Annotated in this window: 17 protein-coding genes; 5 read left to right on the top strand and 12 right to left on the bottom strand. The window is 34.6% G+C overall.

Annotated features, from left to right (window positions below):
* Window positions 1–4 precede the first annotated feature (4 nt).
* The 5 genes from Q0951_RS04020 to Q0951_RS04000 form a co-directional block, all read right to left on the bottom strand.
* The gene (locus tag Q0951_RS04020; protein ID WP_299334559.1) at window positions 5–955 is read right to left on the bottom strand and encodes a cbb3-type cytochrome c oxidase N-terminal domain-containing protein; all 951 of its coding nucleotides are present in this window, start codon (window positions 953–955) and stop codon (window positions 5–7) included.
* A complete protein-coding gene (locus tag Q0951_RS04015; RefSeq protein ID WP_299334556.1) occupies window positions 952–1,137 on the bottom strand; it encodes a CcoQ/FixQ family Cbb3-type cytochrome c oxidase assembly chaperone in 186 nt (61 codons plus the stop codon). The genes Q0951_RS04020 and Q0951_RS04015 overlap by 4 nt, the downstream gene beginning before the upstream one ends.
* 6 nt (window positions 1,138–1,143) lie before the next feature.
* The gene (gene ccoN, locus Q0951_RS04010; protein ID WP_299334553.1) at window positions 1,144–3,333 is read right to left on the bottom strand and encodes a cytochrome-c oxidase, cbb3-type subunit I; all 2,190 of its coding nucleotides are present in this window, start codon (window positions 3,331–3,333) and stop codon (window positions 1,144–1,146) included.
* A gap of 6 nt (window positions 3,334–3,339) precedes the next feature.
* Window positions 3,340–3,528, bottom strand: coding sequence for a cbb3-type cytochrome oxidase assembly protein CcoS (gene ccoS, locus Q0951_RS04005; RefSeq protein ID WP_299334551.1), 189 nt, complete (start codon window positions 3,526–3,528; stop codon window positions 3,340–3,342).
* 108 nt (window positions 3,529–3,636) lie between these two features.
* Window positions 3,637–6,015, bottom strand: a complete 2,379-nt coding sequence (locus Q0951_RS04000; protein WP_299334548.1) for a heavy metal translocating P-type ATPase metal-binding domain-containing protein — start codon at window positions 6,013–6,015, stop codon at window positions 3,637–3,639.
* Window positions 6,016–6,122: 107 nt separating this feature from the next.
* Here Q0951_RS04000 and Q0951_RS03995 point away from each other — a divergent pair, with 107 nt between their 5' ends.
* Genes Q0951_RS03995 through Q0951_RS03985 form a run of 3 tightly spaced genes read left to right on the top strand, consistent with a single transcriptional unit; the run spans window position 6,123 to window position 9,456 of the window.
* A complete protein-coding gene (locus tag Q0951_RS03995) occupies window positions 6,123–6,800 on the top strand; it encodes a Crp/Fnr family transcriptional regulator (RefSeq protein ID WP_299334545.1) in 678 nt (225 codons plus the stop codon).
* Between the two features lie 54 nt (window positions 6,801–6,854).
* Window positions 6,855–7,982: a VWA domain-containing protein gene (locus Q0951_RS03990; RefSeq protein WP_299334542.1), complete on the top strand. Its 1,128-nt coding sequence runs from the start codon at window positions 6,855–6,857 to the stop codon at window positions 7,980–7,982.
* A gap of 7 nt (window positions 7,983–7,989) precedes the next feature.
* Window positions 7,990–9,456: a sigma 54-interacting transcriptional regulator gene (locus Q0951_RS03985; RefSeq protein WP_299334539.1), complete on the top strand. Its 1,467-nt coding sequence runs from the start codon at window positions 7,990–7,992 to the stop codon at window positions 9,454–9,456.
* Between the two features lie 47 nt (window positions 9,457–9,503).
* On the opposite strand, the gene Q0951_RS03980 is transcribed toward Q0951_RS03985, so the two are convergent.
* Together Q0951_RS03980 and Q0951_RS03975 are read right to left on the bottom strand one after the other, a co-directional pair.
* On the bottom strand, window positions 9,504–10,079 hold the full coding sequence (locus tag Q0951_RS03980; protein ID WP_299334537.1) for a hypothetical protein: 576 nt from the start codon (window positions 10,077–10,079) through the stop codon (window positions 9,504–9,506).
* A 38-nt stretch (window positions 10,080–10,117) separates the two neighbouring features.
* On the bottom strand, window positions 10,118–10,681 hold the full coding sequence (locus Q0951_RS03975; RefSeq protein ID WP_299334535.1) for a YdeI family protein: 564 nt from the start codon (window positions 10,679–10,681) through the stop codon (window positions 10,118–10,120).
* Between the two features lie 576 nt (window positions 10,682–11,257).
* Here Q0951_RS03975 and Q0951_RS03970 point away from each other — a divergent pair.
* Window positions 11,258–14,506, top strand: coding sequence for a LamG-like jellyroll fold domain-containing protein (locus Q0951_RS03970; RefSeq protein ID WP_299334533.1), 3,249 nt, complete (start codon window positions 11,258–11,260; stop codon window positions 14,504–14,506).
* A gap of 510 nt (window positions 14,507–15,016) precedes the next feature.
* Window positions 15,017–15,814, top strand: coding sequence for a T9SS type A sorting domain-containing protein (locus tag Q0951_RS03965; protein ID WP_299334531.1), 798 nt, complete (start codon window positions 15,017–15,019; stop codon window positions 15,812–15,814).
* Between the two features lie 37 nt (window positions 15,815–15,851).
* On the opposite strand, the gene Q0951_RS03960 is transcribed toward Q0951_RS03965, so the two are convergent.
* The 5 genes from Q0951_RS03960 to Q0951_RS03940 all read right to left on the bottom strand — a co-directional run bounded on the left by Q0951_RS03960 (window position 15,852) and on the right by Q0951_RS03940 (window position 20,641).
* Window positions 15,852–16,670 carry a M23 family metallopeptidase gene (locus Q0951_RS03960; RefSeq protein ID WP_299334528.1) on the bottom strand — a complete coding sequence of 273 codons (819 nt, stop codon included), beginning with the start codon at window positions 16,668–16,670 and terminating at the stop codon, window positions 15,852–15,854.
* Complete coding sequence (locus Q0951_RS03955) at window positions 16,671–18,017, bottom strand: M28 family metallopeptidase (RefSeq protein ID WP_299334525.1); 1,347 nt, start codon at window positions 18,015–18,017, stop codon at window positions 16,671–16,673.
* 19 nt (window positions 18,018–18,036) lie between these two features.
* Complete coding sequence (locus Q0951_RS03950) at window positions 18,037–18,789, bottom strand: sugar-binding protein (protein ID WP_299334522.1); 753 nt, start codon at window positions 18,787–18,789, stop codon at window positions 18,037–18,039.
* Window positions 18,786–19,277, bottom strand: a complete 492-nt coding sequence (locus Q0951_RS03945; protein WP_299334519.1) for a DUF6265 family protein — start codon at window positions 19,275–19,277, stop codon at window positions 18,786–18,788. Before Q0951_RS03945 ends, Q0951_RS03950 begins: the two co-directional genes overlap by 4 nt.
* 83 nt (window positions 19,278–19,360) lie before the next feature.
* Window positions 19,361–20,641, bottom strand: a complete 1,281-nt coding sequence (locus tag Q0951_RS03940) for a nuclear transport factor 2 family protein (RefSeq protein ID WP_299334517.1) — start codon at window positions 20,639–20,641, stop codon at window positions 19,361–19,363.
* Between the last annotated feature and the right edge of the window lie 43 nt (window positions 20,642–20,684).

Raw genomic sequence — 20,684 nt, 5'->3', positions numbered from 1 at the left:
GTGTTTATTCTTCTTCTACAGTAATTACAGAATCAGTTTTTACTTCAATAGCTTCGGTTGGTATAGCTTCAGCAGGTGCATCTTCACTCACCCAAATATCCCCTTCAGGAGCTTTAGGTTCGGCAGGTGTTGTCCCTTGAAATTGCAATACATAACTAGCAACCTGAGCCATTTCTGATGGTTTTAAACTCTGTTTCCAGGCCACCATTCCTTTTCCGTCACGGCCACCTTCTGATATTGTTTTAAAGACATTTTTGATGCCGCCTCCTAAGATCCAGTGTTTGTCGGTTAGGTTAGGTCCAATACCGCCTCCACCATCGGCTTTATGACATGCGACACAGTTGAGTTCAAAAATTTTCTTACCTGCATTTAGATCTCCTGCGTCGGTCAATACTGTTACTGTATTGAAATCGACCAAATCTTTAGCTGTTTTCTTATACTCTTCAATATCAATTTTAGCCTGAGCGATTTCAGCATCTAATTCATCGAATTGAGTGTCTCCATTGAATACATGGTATTTGCCTAAATAGATAAAAGCAAAGATTATTGTTCCGTAGAAGCCATATAGCCACCAAGGTGGTAAATCGTTATCAAGTTCTTTAATCCCATCATAGTTATGATCTAAGATGATTTCGTGTTCTTCTTCAATAGGTTTTTGACCTAACGATTTATTATAAAGCCCATTGATCCAGGCCACTAATTTAGATGGTGCACTACGCTTAGCATCATATCTAGCTTTTGCCTCAGCATCTAAACTTTGATATAAAACATTATCTATTGAGTTTACTATGGCTTCAATAGCTATGAGTATTAATAATACTAATGCTAAGAATAGTAATATAATAGGTTGTTCCATAAATGCTGGTTGATCACCAGAATCTATAACGTATTCTGTAAGTCCGAAAATGATAAAGAATACTACAGGTATTCTTATCCATGATGGTATATTTCTCATAATTCTGATGGATTTTGGTTGTCTAACGGAATATTACTCACCTTGGTGATGTAGTCTTTTTTTGCAGTAATTACCCACCAAAATAAGATGACGAAAAAACTGAAAAATATGATTAGGGAGATCAAAGGATAGATTTCTATGCCTGTGATGCTTTCCATATGATTTTTTACGAATTTTAACATGATTAATTAGTTTTGAGTTGTTGTTACTTCCTGATCTTCTACCTTAATATCAGTACCAAGACGTTGTAAATACGCTATTATAGCTACAATTTCTCTATTTCGCATTTCTACAAATGCTTCACCACCAGCTTCTTTATCAGCTTCATAAGAGGCCACGAAATCTGGATCTGAGTATAAATTCTGTTCTATCTGAGTCCCTTGTTCTAACATGCTTTGTTGCGCATTGGCAATATCTTCATCGGAATAAGGAACACCTAATGATACCATGGCTTTCATCTTAGCTTCGGTTTGCGATTTATCCAATTCATTTCTAATTAACCATTGGTAAGCTGGCATAATGGAACCAGATGAGGTGCTTTGTGGATTGTACATATGACTTAAATGCCAGTTGTCTGAATATTTACCACCTACACGATGTAGATCTGGTCCAGTTCTCTTACTTCCCCAGAGGAATGGATGATCATAAACAAATTCTCCTGCTTTTGAATATTCGCCATAACGTTCAACCTCATTTCTAAATGGTCTCACCATTTGAGAGTGACAGCCAACACATCCTTCTCTGATATAGATATCTCTACCTTCAAGTTCAAGAGGTGTGTAAGGTTGTACACTTGTAATGGTTGGAATATTAGATTTTACTAGTAGTGTTGGAATAATTTGTACCATACCACCAATTAAGATAGCTACTGTAGCGTATATGGTCAATTTGATTGGCTTACGTTCTAACCATGTATGCCATCCTTCACCAGCAACACGTCTTTTTGATACACGTTTAAGTGCAGCAGCTTCAGCTAATTCATCGGTAACTTTACTACCATTTCTAATTGTAATGATAATATTTACCACTAAGATGAGCATACCAGTAATGTATAATGTACCTCCAATAGCACGCATCCAGTACATCGGCATAATTTCAGTTACGGTTTCTAAGAAGTTACCATATACTAATGTTCCATCTGGATTAAATTGCTTCCACATAGCCCATTGTTGAAAACCTGCTACATACATTGGTAGTGCGTAGAAAATAATTCCAAGGGTGCCAATCCAGAAGTGTAAATTTGCAAGTGCTACAGAGTGTAATTTTGTTTTGAACAACTTCGGAACTAAATAATAGATCATACCGAAGGTTAGGAAACCATTCCATGCTAATGCTCCAACGTGAACGTGTGCAATAATCCAATCTGTAAAATGCGCCATGGCATTCATACTTTTCAGAGATAGCATTGGTCCTTCAAAGGTTGCCATACCATAACCAGTAATTGCAACAACCATAAATTTTAAAACAGGATCTGTTCTCACTTTATCCCAAGCACCACGAAGGGTAAGGAGTCCGTTGATCATACCTCCCCAAGATGGCATAATAAGCATCACAGAAAAGGCAACACCTAAACTTTGCGCCCAACCAGGAAGTGCTGTATACAATAAGTGGTGAGGTCCTGCCCAGATGTATATAAAGATTAATGACCAGAAGTGAACAATAGATAATCTATAGGAATATACTGGTCTATTTGCAGCTTTAGGAACGAAGTAATACATTAATCCTAAGAATGGTGTTGTTAAGAAAAATGCTACTGCATTATGACCATACCACCATTGTACCAAAGCATCCTGAACACCTGCATAAACTGAGTAACTCTTAAGTCCGCTTACAGGTAATGCCAAACTATTAAATATGTGTAATACAGCAACGGTTACAAATGTGGCGATGTAAAACCAAATAGCCACATATAAATGACGTTGTCTTCTTTTTAATATAGTTCCAATCAAGTTCCAACCAAAAACAACCCAGATTACTGCAATGGCAATATCAAAAGGCCATTCCAGTTCTGCATATTCTTTTGATGTTGTATAACCCAAAGGAAGTGTTACTGCAGCACCAACTATGATTAATTGCCAACCCCAGAAATTGATTTTACTTAGTGTATCATTAAACATTCTTGCTTTTAATAAACGTTGTGTAGAATAGTACACACCAGCAAAAATGGCATTTCCCACAAATGCAAAGATTACAGCATTAGTGTGTAATGGTCTTAATCGACCAAAACTCAACCACGAAATACCGTCGGTCATATTTGGGAATAAAAACATGAATGCGAGGATTAATCCTACTAGCATTCCTACAACTCCCCAAAGCATGGTTGCATAGAGGAAATTTTTAACGATTTTGTTATCGTAATGAAACTGTTGAACTTCCATAATAATTTAATTAGTCTTTTTGATTTTAACAGATGGTTTTGGTTGCTCTTTAACGAGTTCGTCCTCGAAAAGCATTCTAACAGATGGTGTATAGCTATCATCAAACTGCCCTTGTCTTACTGCAGTTATAAACGCAATAAAAAATACAATAGCAACAATAATGCTGATACTCAATAAAATATATATAACACTCATACCTATTTGAAGTTATGGTTCAAAATTACGTTTGAACACGTTCTTAAAACATGATTTATGTCATGTTTGATTAAATAATTTTCTTTTTTTAGTCTTTTGTACATCATATTATTTTGTGTTCAATTTTCTACCTAAAAAATTGGTAGCTATGGTTGTAAAAACTACAATGCTAATTGAACTTAAAGGCATCAGAATAGCTGCTATCACTGGTGATAATTGTCCGGTTACAGCAAAATAGAGGCCAATAATGTTATAAATAAATGACAGAATAAAACTCCATTTTATAATGCTTATAGCACTTTTTGATGCACTTATAAACTGATCTAGCGTATTAAATTTTGAAGCATCTAAAATTGCATCACAAGCTGGAGAAAATACATTTACATTTTCTGACAATGCAATGCCAACATTACTTTGTGCCAAAGCTCCTGCATCATTAAGTCCGTCGCCAATCATCAAAACCTTAGCACCTTCAGTTTGATGATATTTTATGTATTCTAATTTGTCATCAGGCTTTTGATTAAAGATCAATTTGGTTTTTGAAGGCAATAGTTTTTTAAGGTTCTCATACTCACCTTCATTATCTCCAGAAAGAATAACAAGGTCGTATTGTTTTTTTAGTGTATTGAATAATTTTGATAAGCCCTTTCTATAAGAGTTATAGAATGTAAATTTGCCTTTGTACTTATCATTAGTACTGATGTGAACAGTTGTGTTTAATAATGAGGTTTCTGTAGCTCCAACAAAGCTTGCTGATCCTATTTTGATATGATCTGTATTATGACTAGCTTCAATTCCCTTACCCAAATGCTCTTCAAAATGATTGAGCGAAATGATATTATGAGCATCTAAAATATCATACAATGTTCTGCTTAGAGGATGGTTTGAACCCCGAAGTGTATTCTTTAAGAGGGTTTCTTCGGAAACAGTTAGAGTTTCACCTTCATAGTTTGCTGTACTCTTTTTATTTGATGTTATGGTCCCGGTTTTATCGAAGATAATCGTATTGATAGCAGCCAATTGCTCAATAACACCAGCATTTTTTACATAGAATTTTAACTTTCCGAAGATACGCAGCAAATTTCCGAAGGTAAAAGGAGCAGACAAAGCAATAGCACACGGACAAGCAATAATCAATACAGCTGTAAATACATTCATTGCTTTTGAAGCATCGGTAAATAACCAAAATGTTGTGGCAATTACTGCAATACTTAAAACAGCAATAGTAAATCGTTTGCTTATGGTGTTGGTCAAGGTTGTAAAACTGTCTTCTTTGTTTTTACTAAACACATCATTACTCCACAATTGAGTGAGGTAACTTTGTTCTACAGATTTGATAGCTTCCATTTCTATTACACCTGAAGTTTGTTTGCCTCCAGCAAAGAGTTTGTCTCCAGACACTTTACTTACAGTTTCTGATTCTCCTGTTACGAAACTATAATCGATTCTTGCTTTTCCGTTAATTAATATACCATCAACAGGAATCAGTTCTTCATTTCTGATTAAGAGTCGGTCTCCTTTTTTGATATCATATACCTGAATTGGAGTTTCCTCACCAGTGGTGTTTATTTTAGTGACAGCAATTGGAAAATAGGATTTATAATCGCGTTCAAATGATAAGAAGGTATAGGTTTTTTGCTGGAAGAATTTACCGAGAAGTAAGAAGAAGATCAATCCTGTCAGGCTATCAAAAAAGCCAGAACCCAGATCAAAAATAATTTCTACAGTACTCCTTATGAATAACACCGCAATACCTAATGCTATTGGGACATCAATATTTAATAGTTTTGAACGCAGTCCTTTGTAAGCTGAAATGAAATAATCCTGACCTGCATAAAAAACCACAGGTAATGAAAACGCAAACATGATCCATCTAAAAAGGTGTTTGTATTTTTCTAACCAGAATTCTCCAACTTCAAAATACTCAGGAAATGACAAGAACATCACATTTCCGAAGGCAAAACCAGCAATACCCAGTTTATATATGAGTTGTCTGTTCACATCTTGCTTGCCTGTTTTAAAGTCGTCCAGTGAGATATAAGGTTCGTAACCAATAGCACTTAAAAGCAGCACGACATCCTTTAATGAATACGCATTAGAATTGTAAGTGACCCGAACAGTTTTCTTTCCGAAGTTAACCTGAGATGAGGTAATTGCAGCATTTAATTTGTTGAGATTTTCAAGAATCCATATGCAGGAGCTACAATGAATATGAGGAATATAAAGCGTAGCAATTTGTGTGTTGCCATCGTTAAATTCGGTTAATTTTTCAATAATATTCTCCTGAGATAAAAAGTCATATTTACCTTGAATTTCTTTTGGAACAGCACCTGGAGACGCTTCTAAATCGTAATAACAAGTTAAGTCGTTTTCTGAGAAAATCTCATAAACAGTCTTACAGCCATTACAGCAGAAGTTTTTATCATCATAGGAAATAATTGATATACTACAATCATCACCACAGTGGAAACAAGAAGTTTGTTCCATAATTATTTGCTCATTTATACCTGTAACAAAAGTCACAAAAGAAGTGCGAACAAAATATGATATTTGTCATGTTTTTAGTATTTTTACTATTAGATTAAAACTTAGGTATGAGTAAATGCGAGCAGTGTATTGTTAGGCAGTTTAGTTCTTTGAAAGCGCTAACAAAAGATGAACTAGTGCGAATTTCAGGATGTAAAACATCAAAAATGATCAAGAAAGGTGATGTCATTTTTGAAGAAGGTGAACACCTTAACGGCATCTATTGTGTCAAAGATGGTATTTGTAAATTGTCTAAGTTAAGTGCTAATGGTAAAGATCAAATTGTCAAGCTAGTTGTTAAAGGCGATCTTCTTGGAAAGAACTCATTGATTAGAGAGGAGTCTACAAATTTAACGGCTACAGCCCTAAATGATATGCAGGTGTGTTTTATACCAAAACGTGAGATTCTTAATGACCTTGAAAAGAATCCAGATTTCTCTATGGAAGTACTCAAGAAAATGACCAAAGACCTTAAAGATTCTGAAGATATCATTGTTAATATGGCGCAAAAATCAGTAAAGCAACGTCTGGCTGATATTTTAATCTACATTCATAATAGTTTTGGTACCGATAATCACGGATTTTTAAGAATAGTATTATCCAGAGAAGATTATGCTAATATTGTTGGAACTGCTACCGAATCGGCAATTAGAATCATATCTCAGTTTAAAAAAGAAGGACTCATTTCTACTCAAGGAAAGCAGATCAAAATCGAAAATCTTCAAAAATTAAAATTCGTAGAGTAATTTTATAATTGCTTTAATATTTTTCAGTTGAAAAAGCATTATTTTTATAGTGCAATGAAACAGAAAAATAATTTTAGAAAAGGCTTTGTTTTTAAACCTTACGAAGCACCTAATCAATCTCCTTTTGAAAAACTTTTTGAAATCTTCAAAGAGTTGATTACACATACATCTGGCGATTTTGATGAAGCTATTGACTGGCTTAGAGAACTCGATAAAGAATACAAGCTTACAACTGCCGAATATACTATAGACGATTTTATTGAAGACCTAAAAAAGAAAGGGTATATCAAAGAAGAGATCGATCCTGATGGTAAAGGAAGTATGGCTATTACTGCAAAAACCGAACGTGCTATCAGGCAACAAGCATTAGATCATATCTTCGGAAAAATAAAACGTAGCGGGCAAGGCAATCACAAGAGTAAAAGCCCTGGACTTGGAGACGAACATACAGGAGATTTCAGAAATTACCAATTTGGAGACCCACTCGATAAAGTCTCAATGACCGAGAGTTTACGAAATGCTCAAATTAATCATGGTATTGGTGATTTCAGTTTAACTGAAGATGATCTTGTGGTAGAAGAAACCATGCACAAATCGCAAATGAGTACAGTATTGATGATCGATATCAGTCATAGTATGATTCTTTATGGTGAAGATCGCATCACTCCAGCCAAAAAAGTAGCCATGGCTTTGGCAGAACTTATTACCACTCGTTACCCAAAAGATACTCTTGACATTCTTGTCTTCGGAAATGATGCCTGGCAAATAGAAATCAAAGACTTACCATATTTAAAGGTTGGACCATACCATACCAATACCGTTGCAGGTCTACAATTAGCAATGGATTTGTTAAGACGAAAGCGTAATACCAATAAGCAAATTTTTATGATTACCGATGGAAAGCCAAGTTGCCTGCGTTTACCCGACGGACAATATTATAAAGATAGTAACGGACTCAATCCATACATTACGAATAAGTGTTATGCTATGGCACAACAAGCTAGAAAATTACATATTCCCATTACAACATTTATGATTGCTCAAGATCGTTATTTGATGCAATTTGTTCAGGAGTTTACCAGAGCTAATCAGGGCAAAGCTTTTTATACAGGATTGAAAGGACTTGGTGAAATGATTTTTGAAGATTACGAAACAAACAGAAAAAAAAGAATTAGAGGATAAAAAACTTATGAAAATAGAAACTATAAAAACCTTAGGTGAATTAAAGACTACAGGATACCAATCAAAATCCATAAAGGACGAATTGCGTGATAACCTTATTGAAAAAATCAGGAATGGACAAACCGCTTTTGAAGGTGTTCATGGCTATGAAAATACGGTAATTCCTGAGTTGGAACGTGCCATCCTATCGCGACATAATATTAATTTGTTAGGACTTCGCGGACAAGCAAAAACAAGATTAGCGCGCTTAATGCTGAATTTACTAGATGAGTATATTCCAATAGTAAGTGGTTCTGAAATTAATGATGATCCTTTTCATCCTATTTCACGTTTTGCTACCGAACTCATTGCTGAAAGGGGAGCTGATACACCTATTTCGTGGTTACATAGAAGTGAACGTTTTGCAGAAAAGCTTGCCACTCCAGATGTAACGGTTGCTGATATTATTGGTGATGTTGATCCTATAAAAGCCGCAAATTTAAAATTGAGTTATGCTGATGATCGCGTCATTCACTACGGAATGATCCCAAGAGCCAATCGTTGCATTTTTGTTATTAATGAATTGCCTGATCTTCAAGCAAGAATTCAAGTGGCTTTGTTTAATATTTTGCAGGAAGGTGATATTCAAATTCGTGGATTTAAACTGAGATTGCCTTTAGATGTTCAGTTTATATTTACTGCAAATCCAGAAGATTACACCAACAGAGGAAGTATAGTTACTCCTTTGAAAGATCGTATTGGGAGTCAGATTCTAACCCATTATCCTGTAGATATCGAAACAGCAAGACTGATTACCGAACAGGAAGCCAAAGTGTTAGAAAGTCAGAAAGATTCTGTTACTGTTCCTGATCTTGCACGTGATCTATTGGAACAAATTGTTTTTGAAGCACGAGAGAGCGAATATATTGATGCTAAAAGTGGTGTGAGTGCACGACTGAGTATCACAGCGCTTGAAAATCTATTAAGTACTGCAGAACGAAGAGCATTAAAAGCAGGTGATGAACAAACGATGTTACGTTTGAGTGATTTTGTTGGAATCATCCCTTCCATTACTGGAAAGGTAGAATTGGTGTACGAAGGCGAGCAGGAAGGTGCAGCTATGGTTGCCTATAACTTAATTGGTGAAGCCGTGAAAAGTTTGTTTCCTGAGTTCTTTCCGAAGATAGAAAAACTCAAAAAGGAAGACGAAGACACACCTTATGATGATATTATATCCTGGTTTTTTAACCAGCAAGATGGCTTTGAAATTCTGGATGATCTTAGAGATAAAGAATATAAAGCCCTTTTAGATGCAATCTCTCCATTAGGCGATCTCTTAGGCGAATATCAACCCAATCTCAAAAAGGAGGATAGTTATTTTGTAAAAGAGTTTGTGCTCTGGGCATTAGTAGAATTTAAACAGTTGAGTAAATATCGTTTTACTGAAGGCATTCAATTTAAAGATCCTTATGGAAGTTATATAAGTGGGATATAAATTAAAAAAAGGGAAGCAATTAGCTTACCTTTTATTTAGGGCTAATGCTACTCAGGTAATAGTATTGGCGTATTCTCTTTATCATTTAGTATCCACATAGTGCCATATACATCCTCATAGGTGATTTCGTATTGTATATCTGACTTAGACATTGCTTTTCCAAAGGCAGCTATATTATCCTGACCTCGAATTTCAATGATATTTATTTGATCGTTTGCTGGTAATACAAAGCCTTTAATTAAGGTGCTGGTTGTATAAGGAATGGTATCCATACCTTCATGATCTTTAAACAGTTTTCTGAATAAATCATCTGAGTTGTCAAATTTATAAATAGAATCTAAGGTGAGTTCTACTTTAGTTATAAAAGCTGGGCCAACACCTTTATTACCAATAACCAGTTGGAATTTTTCATTACTATCAGTATACCATTGGTTCAGATAAGGTAAAACACTAGCACTCTGTTGTTTTTGAATGAGTTTATTTTCTTCACGTGCCAGATATGATTGGTATAAGAGTGCAATTAATGAGATGACACTTATAAAAAGAGCCGACGTACTCATTATTTTATCTGTAGTCCAATTGATCTTCCACTTATGTTTTTCAGCTTGGGTTTCTTCAGACATCTTATTTAGTATTTTAAATTAAAAATACTAATAATTTTTTACCATGTATCTCTGCTTTTGGTGTTATTGACACATAATCTGATAATTTCCTTAATACGCTTTTCGCGTGTAGCTTCTCGTTTGGCCTGATTTAACCAATACAGATAACTCTTTCTATAGGATGGTGCAAAGTTGTTATAATTTTTGAAAGCTTCTGGATTTTTGTCGAAAGCCAGTTGTAATGCCTCTGGAATAATACCTTTTTCTACATCATCTAATGCAGTCCAGCTTCCATTTTGCTTTGCTAGTTCTATACATCGTAATCCACTTTCGTGAATAAGATCAAGTGATATAAGTTCTTTAATGTATCTTTTATTCAAAGCACTCCAAACACTTTTGGGTTTTCTCGGACAAAAATACTGTCTGCGTTTTCCACCTCCTAAACTCTTAACTGTAGAATCTATCCAACCAAAACATAAGGCCACTTTTACAGCTTCCTCCCAACGCATGGATACTTCTTTGTTTTCTACTTTGTAAAAGATCAAATAGATACCTTTAGACGTATTGTGGTGTTCCATGAGCCAATTTCTCCATTCTTGGTCAGTTTTGAAATAATGTTCCATGTTTTTTAAGATTTCACTGACAATATTTATTTATCAAATACTCTAAAGTATTGATTTTGTTGGAATTACGTTTTTTTGTCATTTTTGGTATTTCAGACTGTTTTTCAGCGATTATTTTAACATTTGCATGTATTTCGTCGAATATGTAGCACACTTAATCGATTAAGTCTTTTTGGTTATTGGAGGTAAACATACATTTACCCTGATTATTGAAATTGTGATTTTTTTACAATTAAATATTTGGCCCCAAGCCTATGAAACAAAAATACTTATTTAAAGCAGTTTCTACTGCAATGTTATGTTCTTTCTTTCCAAATCTGTTATACAGATTATTACGGATTGTTTTTTCATACACATAGAACCAAATAGGTACTTCATTTTCATATTATTTTTTCAATATCTAATTAATCCAAAATACCTCTCGTAATAACGAAGTATTTTCCCTCATTATGTCGCTTACTAACAATTGTTAGTTTGTGGCACAGCATGTGAAATGCATAAATAAAATTAGTGCTAAAAAAAAGTAAGGGATTTTACTTAACCCAATGATGCGATACATCATTTAAAACTATTATTATGAAAGCTATTAAGAATTTTGGAACACCTACTATTGCAAAATTATTTCTTTTGATTATCTTTTTTGTGTTCAATACTGTTGCAGTATTTGCACAAAATTCTGGTGTATGGGTGGCTTCAGGAAGTGGAGCATCAACAACTTGGACAACTTCTGCTGGTGGTATAGATATTACGGCTTCTGCATCTAATTATGGAAGCGGTACAGGTTATACATTAAATGATTTTCAAACAAATGATACCATGGGATGTAATAATGGCGCTTATAGTGATGCGACTATTGTTGGTAATCCTTCTTTAAGTATTAGGCATACATTTCCAAATAAAGCATATTTAGAATTTACGTTTAGCAAAGCTGTAGAAAATCCTGTCATGCATTTTGACCGATTAGGAGGAGGGCAAATGGCTAACTTAACAACTTCAACACTGGTAAGTATAGCTACTCCAGGAATTACATTTACAAGGTTGTCAGGAAATGATACTCATTTCGTAGTAACTCCTACATCATTGGGAAGAAGCGCAGGACAAACTTATAACTCTTTACCTTCAGAATGTGGCCCACCATTAGATGGAACAGCTTCTGGAAGTGTTCGATTAAATGGTGTGTTCCAAACCATAACCTTCGAGTTGACAATGGATGCTGCCTCTAGTTCTAACTCAATTAATGATAGATGGGAAATCGCTTTTAGTAAGGTAGAAGGTTTAACATTAGATTTTGATGGTCAGGACGATTATATTAATAGGGCAGCGTTTTTAGGAAATGAATCTGAAGTAACTATGATGTCTTGGGTCAAATTAGATTCAAATTTTGATGGAGGTGAAATCATGGGACAAAGGAATTTTAGAATTTATGTAGATTCAAACATGAAACTAAAAACATATGCTAAAACCCTATCATATGGGAAAGGTACGCCTAGTATCTATGCACCAACACTATCAACAAACTTATGGTATCATGTTGCGGCCATTTATGATGGCAATAATCAAGAGTTAAAATTGTATCTGAATGGAGATTTGGTCTGGACATTTAGCGGAATGACAGGTACTGCTCTGGATAATACAGCAACATGGAATGCAAATTACGATTTTGAAATAGGAAGAAACACTGAAAATGACAATAACTATTTTGAAGGGTCCATTTATGAAACCAGAGTTTATAGTAAGGCATTAACACAGCGTCAATTACAAAGACAAGTGTATCAAGAAATAGAAAATAATGCTGGAAAAGTAAGAGGTACAGTAATTCCAAAAGATATAGATGGTTTATTGTGGAGTGATTTAATATTATACTACAAAATGGATATCTTAAACAATGGCCAAACTTCAGATAGCTCAATTTCTGGTGAAAATGGAAACTTACATGGTATGAGAACATATCAAGATTACACTGCACCATTGCCTTATAGAACTAAGTCAGGAGGTACTGGAAATTGGAAAGATAAAAATAACTGGGTACATGGTGATGTTTGGGATATATCAGATTCTCATACGGCTTCTGCTATTATAAAGATTTCAGACGATTTGGAAACAAATGAAGACCACGAAACTATTGGTTTGATAATAGATAATTCTAAAGAATTAATAATCAATGGTGATTCAGGTCTGTATAATTCATGGTACTTGAAATTAGATGGAAAAATAGATTTAGATGGAGAGTCTCAATTAATTCAGACTGAAGAAAGTGAATTAGATGTTACAAGTTCTGGTACTTTAGAAAAAGACCAGCAAGGTACCAGGGATATGTACACTTATAATTATTGGGCGTCTCCTGTTGGAGTGACTAGTGTAACTACAAATAATACAAGTTATACTGTAGGCTCAGTATTTAAAGATGGTACCAATCCGGTTTCGCCTCAAAACATAAATTTTGTCACTAATAGCTATAATGGTAGTGCTGGTAATCCAATTACTATAGCAGATTATTGGATATGGAAATTTGCAAACCAACCTGACGGAGATTACTCTGCTTGGCAACATGTTAGAAGTACAGGCTCATTAAGTCCTGGAGAAGGTTTTACAATGAAAGGTGTTACCAATACCTCTGGAAATGTAGCATTAGAACAAAACTATACTGTAGAAGGAAAACCTAATAATGGTACAATTACTTTACCGCTTAATGCTGGTAACGATTACTTAGTTGGAAATCCTTACGCCTCTGCTATAGATGCGCACGAGTTTATTCTGGATAATGCACCAACAATTGATGCGCCAGGTAACACAACTGGTACCTTATATTTCTGGGAGCATTGGGGAGGAGGATCACACATTTTATCTGAATATCAAGGTGGATATGCGACATATAATTTAGCTGGATCAGTTCCTGCTGTAGCTTATGGTATCGCTGATGAAGATGTTGATCAAAGTGTTTTAATAGGAACAAAATTACCAGGTAGATATATTCCTGTCGGACAAGGATTCTTTGTTGTAGGAGAAAATACAGGCACCATCAGATTTAATAATAGTCAGAGAGTATTTATGACCGAAGCCACAAGTGCTTCAACCTTTATGCGTCAGGCTGGTCCGCAGATTTCACAAGATGAAGCACCACCTACTGAAGAAGAAACTGATTTAAGAATGAAAATTCGTTTGAAATTTAATTCTGTAAACACTTATGTAAGAAAGATACTTGTTACTGCAGATGAAAATGCAACTATGGGTTATGATTGGGGATATGATGCAGAATTGTATGATAACCAATCTGATGATATGTACTGGTTAATTGATCAGGGTAAATATGTAATTCAAGGTATTAATACAATAGATACAGAAACAGTATTGCCATTAGGTATTAATATCAATAGCAACGGAATAAATGATATCTCAATTGATAAATTAGAAAATATACCAGAGGAGATGGATATCTATTTACACGATATTGACATGGGAGTATTCCATAATCTTAAAGAAGGTAGTTACGAAGTTAACTTGATCGCTGGTGTCTATTTAAGTCGTTTTGAAGTGGTGTTTACTAATCAAGACTCTTTAAGTGTTTCAAACCATGAAGCTAATGAAGCAGGTTTGACTATATTTCACGATAAAACCGATGAGACCATTACGATAGTAAACTCAAAAAATCTTGTTATTGATGCTGTGGAAATATTTACAATTCTCGGACAGTCTGTTATGGTATCAGATGAAAATACAACCAATAGTGAAATCAAATTGGATGCTTCAACTTTAAGTACTGGAGCATATATCGTAAAAATTAAAACAGAGTCTGGAAACTACTCTCAAAAAGTTATAGTTAATTAATTAGTTTTTTAATTTTATGTCAACAAAAAGACTGCCGTTTGGCGGTCTTTTTGTTATGTGGTTACTTCTATAAAACAAGTATAAACGTAGGATAGATGATTCTACGGTTAAGGGTGTTAAAATACTGTTATACAGTATGTTGTTACAGGGGGCTTTGCGTTTTGAAAACGTGCTTTTTATCGGTAATTTTTGCAAATTGTATCACTTTAACGAGTATTTTTTTCATGTAATCGAGTATTTGAACAGTCGCATTGTATGCACTCTATATTTGAAGTGTTATTGAAATTGTGTGTTTGTTCATACAATTAAATATGTGGCCCCAAGCCTATGAAATTTAAATACCTATTTATACTTCATAATATTTTTTTCAATATCTAATTAATCCAAATACTTTTCATAATAGTCAAGTATTCTCCCTCAAAGTGTTATAAGTTTTTATATCACAACATTTAATTTAAGTAAGAGAATTTAACTAAGCTATGATGCATGACATCATTAAAAACTATTATTATGAAAAAAATTACTAAAGCATCACTATTATTATTTTGTTTGTTGATCAGTACAACTGGTTTATTCGCAAACACTACTCCTGAGAGTAATGACAATGATCCTCAAGGTGAGGATTTAAGAATGAAGATTAGATTAGAGTATAACTCTCCAAATTCATTCATGAGAGAAATTTTAGTTATGGCCGATGAGAATGCAACAGAAGGTTATGATGCCGATTTCGATTCTGAAATGAATAATATTCAAGCAGACGATATGTATTGGGTCATTGACTCTGGAAAGTACTTAAACCAAGGAATTACAGAAATTAATGAAGAAACTGTTCTTTCATTAGGAATCAATACAAGTACAAACGGATTAAATACTATAGCTATTGACAAGTTGGAAAATATCCCAAGTTCAATGAAAATCTTTTTACATGATACAACTTTAGATGAGTACCATAGTCTAAAAGAAGGGCCATATGAGGTGAACTTAAACTCTGGAGTGTATTTAAACCGATTTAAAATTGTGTTCATGCAACCTGAAACTTTAGGAACAAATGAATTTGAAACAGCAGCAAATGCATTAGATATTAGATTTAATGTTGCTGCAGACCAAATTAAAATATCAAATAAAACAAACTTAAAAATAGAAGCGGTAGAAGTCTATTCTATTTTAGGTAAATCAGTCCACAGATCTAACACACCTAATACTAATAGTGAGTTGAATATCGATACAAACCGATTGACAACGGGAACTTATGTTGTAATCGTTAGAACCAATAACGGGATCAACTCAAAGAAGATTTTAGTTAATTAGTTAGTTTTTTTATTTTATGTCAACTTAAAGACTATCCTTACGGATGGTCTTTTTGTATATCATGAGACGCTACATCCCATTTCTTAATGGTTTGACTTCGATTTCCGTTAATTATAATTGGAATCGATTCAAAATTTAAAGGAACAGATCTAAATACCGCAAAGTGTAAATGTGGCTCAGTAGACCAACCAGTATTTCCTGATAAGGCAATGGGTTGACCTTGCTCAACATATTCATTTAAGGACACTAAAGCACCATTCTGTTTTAAATGTACATACTGACTAAAGGTACCGTCTTCATGATACATCGTAATAAAATTGGCATATTCCCTATATGATTCATCATTACCATTTTTATTGAAGTTCTCTACTATTCCTACTACATAACCACTTCTGGCAGCACAAATGGTATCACCAACAGGCATTCTAAAATCTATAGCATATCTAGAAAATGCATCACTATGAGTAAAATTGGTATTGTTTCCTTGTAAGACTTTATATGATTTATACTTCGGAAATGGGAGTTGATAGTTAAATGTGGAGTCATATATAGTATCAGTTGGATCACCAAAAGCACCTTTAAACTCATAGGATTTCAAAATACTTAAAGTATCCATATCCTGTGTCTTAAAACTCAGTAATTTTACAGAACTGTTAGCACGTAATACAATGGTATCAGAAACTATATTCCCATTTTGCTTAAAGTAGACTTGGAATGGATATACTCTCTTATTTGAGCCAAAGACATGAGTAGAATCATCACTAAATTCAAAATTAATCCAACTCGGTCTTTTTGCTTTTTCCTTACAAGACCAAAAGCACAGAGTGATAATGATAAGGCAAAGCAGGATACGCATTTATCGTAGAATCTTATTTGGAAATGCAACAACGCTCTCATTGCCTTCATCATCAACGGCAGCAACACCAAAATAAAAGTTGTCAATAACAATGCCTTCTAAGGTAAATGAGGTAACATCACCAACGTATCTACTATGATCCCAAGTTGGAGATGTGGTGTCTCTCCAATAAATTTTATAGCCTTTAGCACCATCTACAGCATTCCATTTTAATTTTACTGAAGCTTCTACAATACCACCAATCTCAACAGTAGTTGGAGCAGGAGGTGCCCAAGCCAGACTTGCCATGTTGATTGCATTTACAGCTGTAAGTTTTTTGGCATATCCAAAATTGACATGCTCAAAAGTATCTCCATAATTAATACCGTTTTCGGTTCTTATGTCTTGATGTTGTTGGGTATAATTTTCGTGTGCTTCCATAATTCTAATACCAGCATATCCTAAGTCGTTAAATGGTCTATGGTGACCTCCACGACCAAATCGGTCCAAGCGATACACCATCATCGGGTTCATTTCAGGCATATACGTTTTAACAGTATTGTGAACATAACGTGCCAGCTGACGAGAAATACCGTCGACTTCACCTCCAAAGAAACGGCGACTTCTGGCTTGGCGCGCTAAAATTTCCGGATCTTTTTCTGCAGTGGTAATAGGTTCAGAAAAAATACGAAACGTACGATTATCTATCACACCATCCACACCTTCAATATTTCCGATCATATCATTGTTTAAAACGCCAATAATATCCCAACCTTGGTCTTTAGCATAAGCTGCTAAGCCTGCTCCACCAAATAGGCCTTGTTCCTCTCCAGATAAACCAACATAGACAATACTGCTTTCAAATTGGTATTTTGACAATACTCTTGCTGCTTCTATAGCTCCTGCCATACCTGATGCATTGTCGTTAGCACCTGGAGCATCAGTAGTAAAATCCATAGTGTCACTCGCACGAGAGTCAATATCTCCACTCATAATGATGTAACGATTAGGGTATTTTGTGCCTTTTTGAACGGCAACAACATTCACTACCCAAGCATCTTTTGGTACACGACGATTACCTTCCTTGGTTACGAAATCTTTTTGGTAGAACACATTTAAACAATTGTTGCAGTTTTTTGAAATGGTTTCAAATTCACTTTTTATCCAACGTCTAGCTGCTCCAATACCTCGTGTATCACTTAAGGTGTCACTAAAGGTGTTTCGTGTTCCAAATCCGGTGAGCGTTTTAACATCTTGACGCAAACGTTCTTCTGAAACAGCATCTATTATGTCGTAAATATTTTGATTGGTTTGGGCATATGTAGTGGTACAAAGGGCTAAAAGCGTTAAGACGATAAATTGTTTCATAATATGTGAGTAATTGCTATTATTTTGTGAGTTCTAAAGTTCCGAAAATATCTGCATCTATCCAACCTCTGTTTTTATCTTCACCTTCAACTGTAATAGACCCAATGAAGTGTTCTCGATGTGCACTGGTGTCATTATCGCAATAGGCTAAAGCAAATCCAATTTTTTTATCGGCTTTTAATTTTACAGGTGTGCTTACAATAACCTCACTGTAGGTGTCATCAAATACCATGATTTTTACTTCCCAAATCGAGATGTTGTTAGTTGTTATTCTTTTAGATTCTATATGCGAATTGTAAAGTTTTCCTTTTTCCGAAGGGGACATGTCTACCACATTTCCATCAAGTGCTACATGATAGGCAAAAGCATTGTGTGTATATTGATGATCACCACCACTATTATCTTCATCTATAAAAATTTCAAGACAATCATCGTCCCACCATGCTGTTAAAGGGTCTGATTCTTTATCGAGGAGGATATCATCTTTAATTTCAGCTAAAAGGAAAAGCGCATCTTCAGTCCATGTGAGTTTATATCTACCTTGAAAATCTTCAGAATTTAAAGCTCCACCCAACCAAACCTGATCTAAAGGATACCAAGCAGATGTCTCCCAAATTGCCTCATTAGCTATGCCATCTATTACAGGCGCAGTTTTTGCGTGTTTGATTTGTAAAAGCTGTTTATCAGACTTTAAAGACTCTTCTTTAGATATTTTACTGTTACAGCCAATAAGAGATATAACAATGAGGACAAAACTCAGAAAGTTTTTCATGGACTTTTCTTATAATTGAATTTCACCATTTCTGTATGGCCTTCTTCATTTTTGATATCTACATATACATTCATTTCAGTATCGCTCACTTTCTCAAAACTCATACCTTCAAAGATCACTTGTGTTGGTGTAATTTTTTTTAGCGGAAAGTCAACAGTTTCATTTTTTGTTTCCCATCCTTTGAGATCATTATCAAAATGTTTCAACTGCAGTACAAGCGAATTTTCAATCTCTCTTATAATCTCTATTTCATAAAAAGACACTTGACCATCATTAATCAATTTAAAGGTCGCCATCATTGAGCCACCTGATGGTTCACTCCAATTCTCTTCAGTTTGACCACCAAAAGCTTCACCCTTCCAGTTTCCTGAAATCCATTTGATGTTTTCAAGCTTTGGTGCCAGTGAATCCTGTGTTTTAGTTTCGGTTTCGTTTTGAGACCATCCAGAAAAACAGAGCAATGCGGTAATGATAAATAAATATTTCATGTTATAATGTAATTGTATGTCTTATAATAACTAGACGTATGAAGTTATGTTTTTAAGGACACATTTTTAGTTTTTTTATAGATTTATTGAATAAAAGTTACTTTTAGAATCTTGCCATTTTCAACTTCGTAAATAGCAACAGCATTAAAAACCTGACCGTTAGCCGTTACTTGTTCTTCGTCAATAACTTTATTCCCTATAACAATACGTTTTTTGATGTAAGCTCTTAAATCTGGTACGCGGTCAAACCAATCCTTATAGCCTTTACGCATAGCATCCTTACCATCGGTTTGTAAGGTGTTTGGATAGGCATACAGTTTCACATCATCAGCGTAATCTTTCATAAACGCATCAATATCTCTGGCATTATAAGCATCTAAATTTCTTTGTACAATTGTTTCTGCATCTGATACTGTAGTTGAACTTTCAGTTGTTGTATCATCTGGTGTGGTTGTTTCATCAGGTGTAGTTTTACCATCAGTAGGTGTAGAGCTAGTAGTTGTACTAATATCTCCTGCAATCAATAATTTATCAGACTCAGGATTGGTTGCTAAACGTGTGATTTTAGTGATTCCGCTTGAGGATAAATCGGCAACTTGTTTCCAGTTATTGTCTTTTTGTAAGGTGAGTTTATACAGTATATTATCTTTTCCGCAGAGAATGGTTTTACTGTTCAACCAGCATATATCCTCAACACCTTCCATAGTATTGGCAATTACTTTTGTTGTTCCGGAAATTGGATTTAGCGACTTTATTTGCCATTTGTTTTCATTTTCTTTGGAAATATAACTCACTAGATTTGAACCAGGAATTTTATGAAATGAACGTCCGACGTTAAGTTGATATTTTCGACTTCTACCTTCTTCAAGATTACTCACATATAAGTTTAGATTATCGTCTTCAATAACTGCTGAAACCACAGTTTGTTCATCATACCAAGTGTAATAAGCCACAACAATATCTTCTATGAGTTCGCTAGATTCGCCATTACTCATATTGTAAGTATATAAACGTTGCTTGCCGTCTGGATCTAAACGTACTGCAGATACAGCATTTTTATTTGGGATTTTGAGAGGAGTGTATTCGCCACCTTCAGAAAAATTCAACCATGACTTAGAATCATAGCGCATGTCGTATTTAGCAATGTCTGTTTGGTTGTTTCTGGTGGATGCGAATAAAATATAGCGATCATTAAGAAATGTAGGCTGGTTATCATACCCTTCATTATTTGAGAGGTTTTTTCCGTTTTTCACATCAATTTTTGAACCCTGAGTTTCTATGTCGAATAAAAACACTTCAGTATTGGATTGAGAAAAGCTAACAGAAAAAACGAGCGTAAATAGAATTAAAAAGTATTGTTTCATTTGATAAAGGAGATTAATGTTCTAAAGATAGTAAAATAAAAAA

The sequence above is a fragment of the uncultured Psychroserpens sp. genome, from assembly GCF_947501425.1.
GTDB lineage: Bacteria > Bacteroidota > Bacteroidia > Flavobacteriales > Flavobacteriaceae > Psychroserpens.
Note: the sequence above shows the minus strand (reverse complement) of the source record. Positions and strands in the feature narration are given on the sequence as shown.